This window comes from Kitasatospora sp. NPDC059803 (genome assembly GCF_042732255.1).
In the GTDB taxonomy this organism is placed as follows: domain Bacteria; phylum Actinomycetota; class Actinomycetes; order Streptomycetales; family Streptomycetaceae; genus Kitasatospora.
Window position 1 is genome coordinate 21,197 of record NZ_JBHWIJ010000061.1, and the last position, 7,602, is coordinate 28,798.

Here is a 7,602-nt window from a genome sequence, read left to right on the forward strand (position 1 = left end):
ATGCACTAGTCCGTATGAAACACAAAACCCCGGCCGGGGAAGTTCTCCACCGGTCGGGGTTTCGTGTCGTGTCGCGTCGTTGTGCGTCGTGGCGCGTCGGGGTCTCGCGTCGTGGCGCGCTACTGCGCCTTCGCCTGGGCGAGTTGCATGAGGTGGTCGGCGAGCGCCTGGCCGCCCGCCGGGTCCCGGCTGATCAGCAGGACGGTGTCGTCACCGGCGATGGTGCCGATGATCTCGAACACCTCCGCCTGGTCGATCGCCGAGGCGAGGAACTGCGCGGCCCCCGGAGGGGTGCGCAGCACCACCAGGTTGCCGGATGCCGTCGCAGAGACCATCAGCTCGCCGGCCAGCCGGGCCATCCGGCCCTCGCTGGCCGACTCGCCCATCGGCGCCCGCGGCGTGCGGTCGCCGCCCTCCGCCGGGACGGCGTAGATCAGCGCGCCGTCCCGGTTGCGGATCTTGACCGCGCCCAGCTCGTCCAGGTCCCGGGAGAGGGTCGCCTGGGTGACCACGAGTCCGTCGTCGGCGAGCAGCTTGGCGAGCTGGCTCTGCGAGCGCACGGGCTGGCGGGTGAGCAGGTCCACGATCCGCCGGTGCCGCGCGGTGCGGGTCTGCGGCACCTGCGGCGACGGGCCTGCGGCGGACGGGCCGGAGTGGGAAACGGTCATGTGGTTATTCTCCCGGACAACGGTCAGCTCGCATCGGCCGGGGCGCCCTCGCGCACCGCCCGCAGGACGCCCGGCAGAGCGGCGAGGAAGGCGTCCGCCTCCTGCTCGGTCAGCACCAGCGGCGGGGCCAGCCGGACGGCGTCCGGGACGGCCGCGTTGACCAGGAAGCCCGCCTCCTGCGCGGCGGCCTGCACCTGTACCGACACCGGCTCGGTGAGCACGATGCCGAGCAGCAGTCCGGCGCCGCGCACGTGCGAGACCAGCGGGTCGCCGATCGCCTCGACGCCCTGGCGCAGCCGCTCGCCAAGCTTGCGGACGTGCTCCAGCAGGCCCTCGGACTCGATGGTGTCCAGCACCGCGAGCCCGGCTGCCGCGGCCACCGGGTTGCCGCCGAAGGTGGTGCCGTGCTGGCCCGGGGTGAGCAGTTCGGCGGCCTCGCCGAAGGCCAGCACCGCGCCCATCGGCAGCCCGCCGCCGAGCGCCTTGGCGAGGGTGACGACGTCCGGCTCGACGCCCTCGACGGCCTGGTGGGCGTACCAGTACCCGGTGCGGCCGACGCCGGTCTGGATCTCGTCCAGGATCAGCAGGGTGCCCGTCGCCCGGGTGATCTCGCGGGCCGCCCTCAGGTAGCCCTCGGGCAGCGGGATGGCGCCGTTCTCGCCCTGGATCGGCTCCAGGAAGACCGCCGCGGTCTCGGTGGTGACGGCCGCGCGCAGCGCCTCGACGTCGCCGAACGGGACGTGCGTGACGTCGCCGGGCAGCGGGCGGAACGGCTCCTGCTTGGTCGGCTGGCCGGTGAGCGCGAGGGCGCCCATCGTCCGGCCGTGGAAGGCGCCCTGGAGGGCGACCAGGTGGGTGCGGCCGGTCCGGCGGCTGATCTTGAACGCGGCCTCGTTGGCCTCGGCGCCGGAGTTGCAGAAGAACACCCGGCCGCCCTGCCGGCCGTCCAGCCGCAGCAGCCGCTCGGCGAGGGCGATGGTCGGCTCAGCCATGAAGAGGTTGGAGACGTGGCCCAGGGTGGCGATCTGCCGGCTGACCGCCTCGACGACCGCCGGGTGGGCGGTGCCGAGGGCGTTGACGGCGATGCCGCCGAGCAGGTCGGTGTACTCCTTGCCGTCGGCGTCCCAGAGCTTGGCGCCCGCACCGCGCACCAGCGCGATCCGCGGGGTGCCGTAGTTGTCGGTGAAGGCGTGCTGCCACCGGCCGGTCAGTTGCTCGTTCGCGGTCATGCCAGTCCCCCGGTCACGGTCTGTTCGTCGTCCGGCACGACCATCGTGCCGATGCCCTCGTCGGTGAAGATCTCCAGCAGCAGGCTGTGCTGCACCCGGCCATCCAGGACGCGGGCGGTGCCCACCCCGGAGCGGACGGCGCGCAGGCAGCCCTCCATCTTGGGGAGCATGCCGCTGGCCAGGCTCGGCAGCAGCTCCTCCAGCTCGCTCGCGGCGAGCTGGCTGATCACGTCGTCGGAGTTCGGCCAGTCCGCGTAGAGGCCCTCGACGTCGGTCAGGACCACCAGCATCTCGGCGCCCAGCGAGACCGCCAGGGCGGCCGCGGCGGTGTCGGCGTTGATGTTGTAGACGTGGCCGTCGGCGCCGCGCGCGATCGAGGAGATGACCGGGATCCGGCCGTCGGCGATCAGCGCCTTCACGGCGCCGGCCTCGATGTTGACGATGTCGCCGACCAGGCCGATGTCGACCTGCTCGCCGTCCACCACCGCGTACCGCTTGACCGCCGTCATGGTGTGCGCGTCCTCGCCGGTCATGCCGACGGCGAACGGGCCGTGCTCGTTGAGCAGGCCGACCAGTTCGCGCTGCACCTGGCCGGCCAGCACCATCCGGACCACGTCCATGGTCTCGGGGGTGGTGACCCGCAGGCCGTTGGTGAAGCTGGACTCCAGGCCGAGCCGCTCCAGCTGGGCGCTGATCTGCGGGCCGCCGCCGTGCACCACGACGGGGTGCAGGCCGGCGTAGCGCAGGAAGACGACGTCCTGGGCGAAGGCCGACTTGAGGCTCTCGTCCACCATGGCGTTGCCGCCGAACTTGATCACGACGGTCTTGCCGTGGAAGCGCTCCAGCCACGGCAGCGCCTCGATCAGCGTCATCGCCTTGGGCAACGCGGTGTTGTTGCGGGCCTGTTCGCCCTTGGGTGCGATCTTCACGGGTGTCCCTCGTCCGAACGGGTGTCGCGCATCGGGTGTCGCGGATCAGGTGTCGCGCATCGGTGGCGCGCGTCACCTGTCGGGCATCAGGTCGAGTAGGCGCTGTTCTCGTGGACGTAGTCGGCGGTGAGGTCGTTGGTCCACAACGAGGCGCTCGCCGTACCGGCGTTGAGGTTCGCGGTGATGACGACCTCGCGGCCGGCCATGTCCACCAGGGTGCGGTCCTCGCCGACGCTGCCGTCCTTGCAGACCCAGACGCCGTTGATGGCCACGTCCAGCCGGTCCGGCTCGAAGGCGGCGTCGGTGGTGCCGATCGCGGCCAGCACCCGGCCCCAGTTGGGGTCCTCGCCGTGGATCGCGCACTTGAGCAGGTTGTTTCGGCTGATCGTCCGGGCGACGTCGACGGCCTCCTGCTCGGTGGCGGCGCCGGTGACGTCGATCCGGATGTCCTTGCTGGCGCCCTCGGCGTCGGCGATCAGCTGGCGGGCCAGGTCGGCGCTGACGGTGCGGACCGCCTCGGCAAACTCGGCCTCGTCCGGGACGACGCCGGAGGCGGCCGAGGCCAGCAGCAGCACGGTGTCGTTGGTGGACATGCAGCCGTCGGAGTCGATCCGGTCGAAGGTGGTGCGGGTGGCGCCGCGCAGCGCGGTGTCCAGGGCGGCGGAGTCCAGGTCGGCGTCGGTGGTGATCACGACCAGCATGGTGGCCAGGCTCGGGGCGAGCATGCCCGCGCCCTTGGCCATGCCGCCGACCGTCCAGCCCGCCGGGCTGGTGACCTGGGCGGTCTTGTGCACGGTGTCGGTGGTCTTGATGGCGATCGCGGCGGCCTCGCCGCCGGTCGCGCTCAGCTCCCGGGCGGCCAGCGCGACGCCGGGCAGCAGGACGTCCATCGGGAGACGCTCGCCGATCAGGCCGGTGGAGGCGACGGCGACCTCGCCGGCGTTGAGCTCCAGCTCCTCGGCGACCTTCTCCGCGGTGGTGTGGGTGTCCTGGAAGCCGAGCGGGCCGGTGCAGGCGTTGGCGCCGCCGGAGTTGAGGACCACGGCGGACACCTGGCCGCCCTTGAGGACCTGCTCGGACCAGACGACCGGCGCGGCCTTGACCCGGTTGGCGGTGAAGACGCCGGCGGCGGCGAGCGCGGGGCCGTCGTTGACCACCAGGGCGAGGTCCGGGGTGCCGGAGGCCTTGATGCCGGCGGTCACGCCGGCGGCCCGGAAGCCCTTGGCGGCCGTCACGCCCACGTTCGTACTGTTGCTCACGGTGCGACTCCGTTCACGGGAAGGCCCAGCTCCTCGGGCAGGCCCAGGGCGATGTTCATGCTCTGCACCGCGCCGCCCGCGGTGCCCTTCACGAGGTTGTCGATCGCGCTGATCGCGATGATCCGCCCGGCGGTGGCGTCCAGCGCGACCTGGACGAGGGCGGTGTTGGCGCCGTAGACGCTGCTGGTCTGCGGCCACTGCCCCTCGGGCAGCAGGTGGACGAACGGCTCGTCCGCGAACGCCTCGGCGTAGGCGGCGCGCAGGCTCTCGGCAGTCACGCCGGGCCGCGCCTTGGCGGAGCAGGTGGCGAGGATGCCGCGCGGCAGCGGGACGAGGGTCGGCGTGAAGGAGACGGTGACGGGCTCGCCCGCGACCGGGGTGAGGTTCTGCACCATCTCCGGGGTGTGCCGGTGCACGCCGCCGACGCCGTACGGGCTGACGTTGCCCATGACCTCGCTGCCCAGCAGGTGGGTCTTGGCGGCCTTGCCCGCACCGGAGGTGCCGGAGGCGGCGACCACGACGGCCTCCGGCTCGGCGAGCCCGGCCGCGTATGCCGGGAACAGCGCCAGGGACACGGCCGTCGGGTAGCAGCCGGGCACGGCGATCCGGTTGCTGCCCTTCAACGCGGCCCGGTGGCCGGGGAGTTCGGGCAGGCCGTAGGGCCAGGTGCCGGCGTGCGCGGAGCCGTAGAACTGCTCCCAGTCGGTGGCGGCGCGGAGCCGGAAGTCGGCGCCGCAGTCGACCACCAGGACGTTGTCGCCGAGCGCCTCGGCGACGGCGGCGGACTGGCCGTGCGGCAGCGCCAGGAAGACCACGTCGTGGCCGGCCAGCACCTCGGGGGTGGTGGGTTCGAGGACGCGGTCGGCGAGCGGGATCAGGTGCGGCTGGAGCGCGCCCAGCCGGGTGCCCGCGTTCGAGCCGCCGGTCAGCGCCCCGATCTCCACCTCCGGGTGGCCGAGCAGCAGACGCAGCACCTCGCCGCCCGCGTATCCGCTCGCGCCGGCGACGGCGACTCGCAATGCCATGGCGTTCCTCCTTTGTTGTGGCATGAATATACGCAGCACGGAACATTCATGCAAGGAGCTGCGGTCAGGACCCCGGAGAACGCCCGAAAACCGCCGTGCGTCCGCCCGGCCGGGCCGCCACCGGCCCGCGACCGACCCTCCCCCGACCGGGCGGACGCCGGACTACCGCTTGACCGCGCGCAGCACCACGAACTTGGGGTTGCCCGCCACCAGCTGGCAGTTCCCGAAGAGACGCCGCAGCTTGACGTGGTAACCAAGATGGCGGTTGCCGACCACCCACAGCTCCCCGCCCGGCCGCAGCGCCCGCCGGGCACCGGTGAACATCCGCCAGGCGGTGGCGTCCGTGGTGGCCTGGTGCGAGTGGAACGGCGGATTGTTCAGGACGAGGTCCACCGAGCCCGCGGGCGCCACCTCCGGCGCCAGCGCGTCGGCCGTCAGGAACTCCGCCCGGGCGTCCGGGCCCAGATTGGCGCGGAAGGTCTCCTCCGCCGAGGCCACCGCCTGATGGGACTCGTCGACGAACACCAGCTCCGCACCCGGCCCGGCCAGCGCGGCGGCCGTGCCGACCACGCCGTTGCCGCAGCCCAGGTCGACCACCCGGGCCCCGGGCGCCGGGGTCGGCAGGTGGCCGAGGAAGAAGCGGGTGCCGATGTCGAGGCGCTCGGCGCAGAACGTGCCGGCGTGGTTGACCACCGTGCGCCCGGACACCGCTCCGACGTCCGGCGGCAGCGCGTAGCGGTGCGGCCACGGGCTGGGGCCGGGATCCAGCGCCGGATCCGGGGTGCAGAAGATCAGCCGGGCCTTGCGGGCGGCGAGCGAGGTGCGGGTCGGGCCGAGGATCCGCTCGAAGAGCTGGAGCGTGGAGGTGTGGATCTCGGCGACCATGCCGGCGCCGACCACCACCGTGCCCGGGTGGACGGCGGGGGCCAGCCGGTGCAGCTGGTCCTCCAGCAGGGCCAGGCTCTTGGGCACGCGCACCAGCAGGACGTCGATCCGCTCCGGCGGGGCGTCCCGGGTGGTCATTAGCCGGGCCGGGTCGACGGTGGCGCCGGCCCGCACCAGGTTGGCCAGGGTGGCCTGCCGGCCGAGGTGGGAGTCGACGATCTGCACCGGCTCGTAGGCGGCCAGCGCGGTGGTCAACGCGCCCCAGCGGTCGCCCAGGACGACGATCCGGCGGCCGGCCAGGTCGGTCGGGGTGTCGGCGGCGCTGTCCGCCTCGCCCGCGAGGTGGCGCAGCAGGTACTCGTCGGCCGCGTCCCAGGCTCGCAGCCGCTCACGCGGGTCCTCGGGGAAGCGGGTGAGGTCGAAGGCGCCCCACGGCGTGCTGAACAGGGTCGCCGCGGCGGGCGTGATCTCGGGATTCATCGTGTTCTCAGGCTATCCGACGGCCCGACGGGGAACCGTTTCGACGGATACTGGAAGAGCCCGGCCGAGAGGGGTGAGGGCGATGGACTGGAAGCTCGAAGTCGTGGTGGTCCCGGTGTCGGACGTGGACCGCGCAAAGCTGTTCTACGAGGAGCTGGTCGGCTTCACGGTCGACCACGACACCCGGTTGCGCGACGGGGTCCGGGTCGTCCAGCTGACTCCCCCGGGCTCCACGTGCTCCATCGTGGTGGGCACCGGGGTCATCGGGGCGCCGCCCGGATCCGTGAAGGGACTGCAGCTGGTGGTACCGAACATCGACAAGGCGCACGCCGAACTCGCGGCCCGCGGCGTCGAGGTCAGCCCGGTCCAGCACTTCGAGGCGGGCAGCCGGGTGGACGGGCACGGCGAGGCGTGGAACTCCTTCGTGTTCTTCAACGACCCGGACGGCAACGGCTGGGCGGTCCAGGAGGCTCCGCAGGCGGCCCGGATGGTGCCGGAGGCGGCGTAGCAGGCGCCGCGGGCTCGGGCTCGGGCTCGGGCTCAGGCTCGGGCTCGGGCTCGGGCGGCTTGGGTAGGCTCCAGGGATGGCTGAACACGAGGGAAGCGTGCGGGTGGACAGCTGGATCTGGTCGGTCCGGCTCACCAAGACGCGGGCGCTGGCCGCCGCCGCCTGCCGGGCCGGACACGTGCGGGTGAACGGCGAGCGGGTCAAGCCGGCCCAGGCGCTGCGCCCCGGGGACGAGGTCCGGGTCCGCGAGGAGGGCTACGAGCGGGTCGTCGTGGTGCAGAAGCTCATCCGCAAGCGAGTCGGCGCGACGGTGGCGGCGGACTGCCTGATCGACAACAGCCCGCCGCGGCCGCCGCGCGAACTCGTCGCGACGGCCGGCGAGCGGGACCGGGGCGCCGGTCGCCCGACCAAGCGGGAGCGGCGCGACCTCGACCAGCTGCGCGGGCACTGATCCCCTCAGCGCGCGGTGTCGGCGCGTCCCGTCATCGCGCGGTGTCGGCGAGCACCTTGGCGAGGAAGGCCTCCAGGTTGCCCACCGTCCGGTCGAGGGGGGGGGGCGCCGGCGCGCGCCCGGGGCGGGGCGCACCCCCCCCCCCCCCCGCGCGCGCCCGCCCGCCGC

At 73.4% G+C, this 7,602-nt stretch carries 8 protein-coding genes; 2 read left to right on the forward strand and 6 right to left on the reverse strand.

Annotated elements, in window-relative coordinates:
• Positions 1-119: 119 nt before the first annotated feature.
• From ACFV6I_RS13185 to ACFV6I_RS13210, 6 genes are all read right to left on the reverse strand, one after another.
• Positions 120-668 carry an arginine repressor gene (locus ACFV6I_RS13185; RefSeq protein ID WP_063346843.1) on the reverse strand — a complete coding sequence of 183 codons (549 nt, stop codon included), beginning with the start codon at positions 666-668 and terminating at the stop codon, positions 120-122.
• A 23-nt stretch (positions 669-691) separates the two neighbouring features.
• Positions 692-1,897: an acetylornithine transaminase gene (locus ACFV6I_RS13190; protein ID WP_380425067.1), complete on the reverse strand. Its 1,206-nt coding sequence runs from the start codon at positions 1,895-1,897 to the stop codon at positions 692-694.
• A complete protein-coding gene (argB, locus tag ACFV6I_RS13195; RefSeq protein ID WP_063350977.1) occupies positions 1,894-2,769 on the reverse strand; it encodes an acetylglutamate kinase in 876 nt (291 codons plus the stop codon). Before argB ends, ACFV6I_RS13190 begins: the two co-directional genes overlap by 4 nt.
• A gap of 143 nt (positions 2,770-2,912) precedes the next feature.
• Entirely contained in the window at positions 2,913-4,067 is a 1,155-nt protein-coding gene (gene argJ / locus ACFV6I_RS13200; protein ID WP_380378655.1) for a bifunctional glutamate N-acetyltransferase/amino-acid acetyltransferase ArgJ, read from the reverse strand.
• A 14-nt stretch (positions 4,068-4,081) separates the two neighbouring features.
• Positions 4,082-5,110, reverse strand: coding sequence for an N-acetyl-gamma-glutamyl-phosphate reductase (gene argC, locus ACFV6I_RS13205; protein WP_380425069.1), 1,029 nt, complete (start codon positions 5,108-5,110; stop codon positions 4,082-4,084).
• Between the two features lie 162 nt (positions 5,111-5,272).
• Positions 5,273-6,475 carry a methyltransferase gene (locus ACFV6I_RS13210; RefSeq protein WP_380425072.1) on the reverse strand — a complete coding sequence of 401 codons (1,203 nt, stop codon included), beginning with the start codon at positions 6,473-6,475 and terminating at the stop codon, positions 5,273-5,275.
• Positions 6,476-6,557: 82 nt separating this feature from the next.
• Between ACFV6I_RS13210 and ACFV6I_RS13215 the strand changes: the two genes are divergently transcribed.
• Both ACFV6I_RS13215 and ACFV6I_RS13220 read left to right on the forward strand, forming a co-directional pair.
• Positions 6,558-6,983 (forward strand): VOC family protein, encoded by a 426-nt coding sequence (locus tag ACFV6I_RS13215; RefSeq protein WP_063346847.1) that lies wholly within the window; start codon positions 6,558-6,560, stop codon positions 6,981-6,983.
• Between the two features lie 76 nt (positions 6,984-7,059).
• The gene (locus tag ACFV6I_RS13220; protein ID WP_063346848.1) at positions 7,060-7,434 is read left to right on the forward strand and encodes an RNA-binding S4 domain-containing protein; all 375 of its coding nucleotides are present in this window, start codon (positions 7,060-7,062) and stop codon (positions 7,432-7,434) included.
• Positions 7,435-7,602 lie beyond the last annotated feature (168 nt).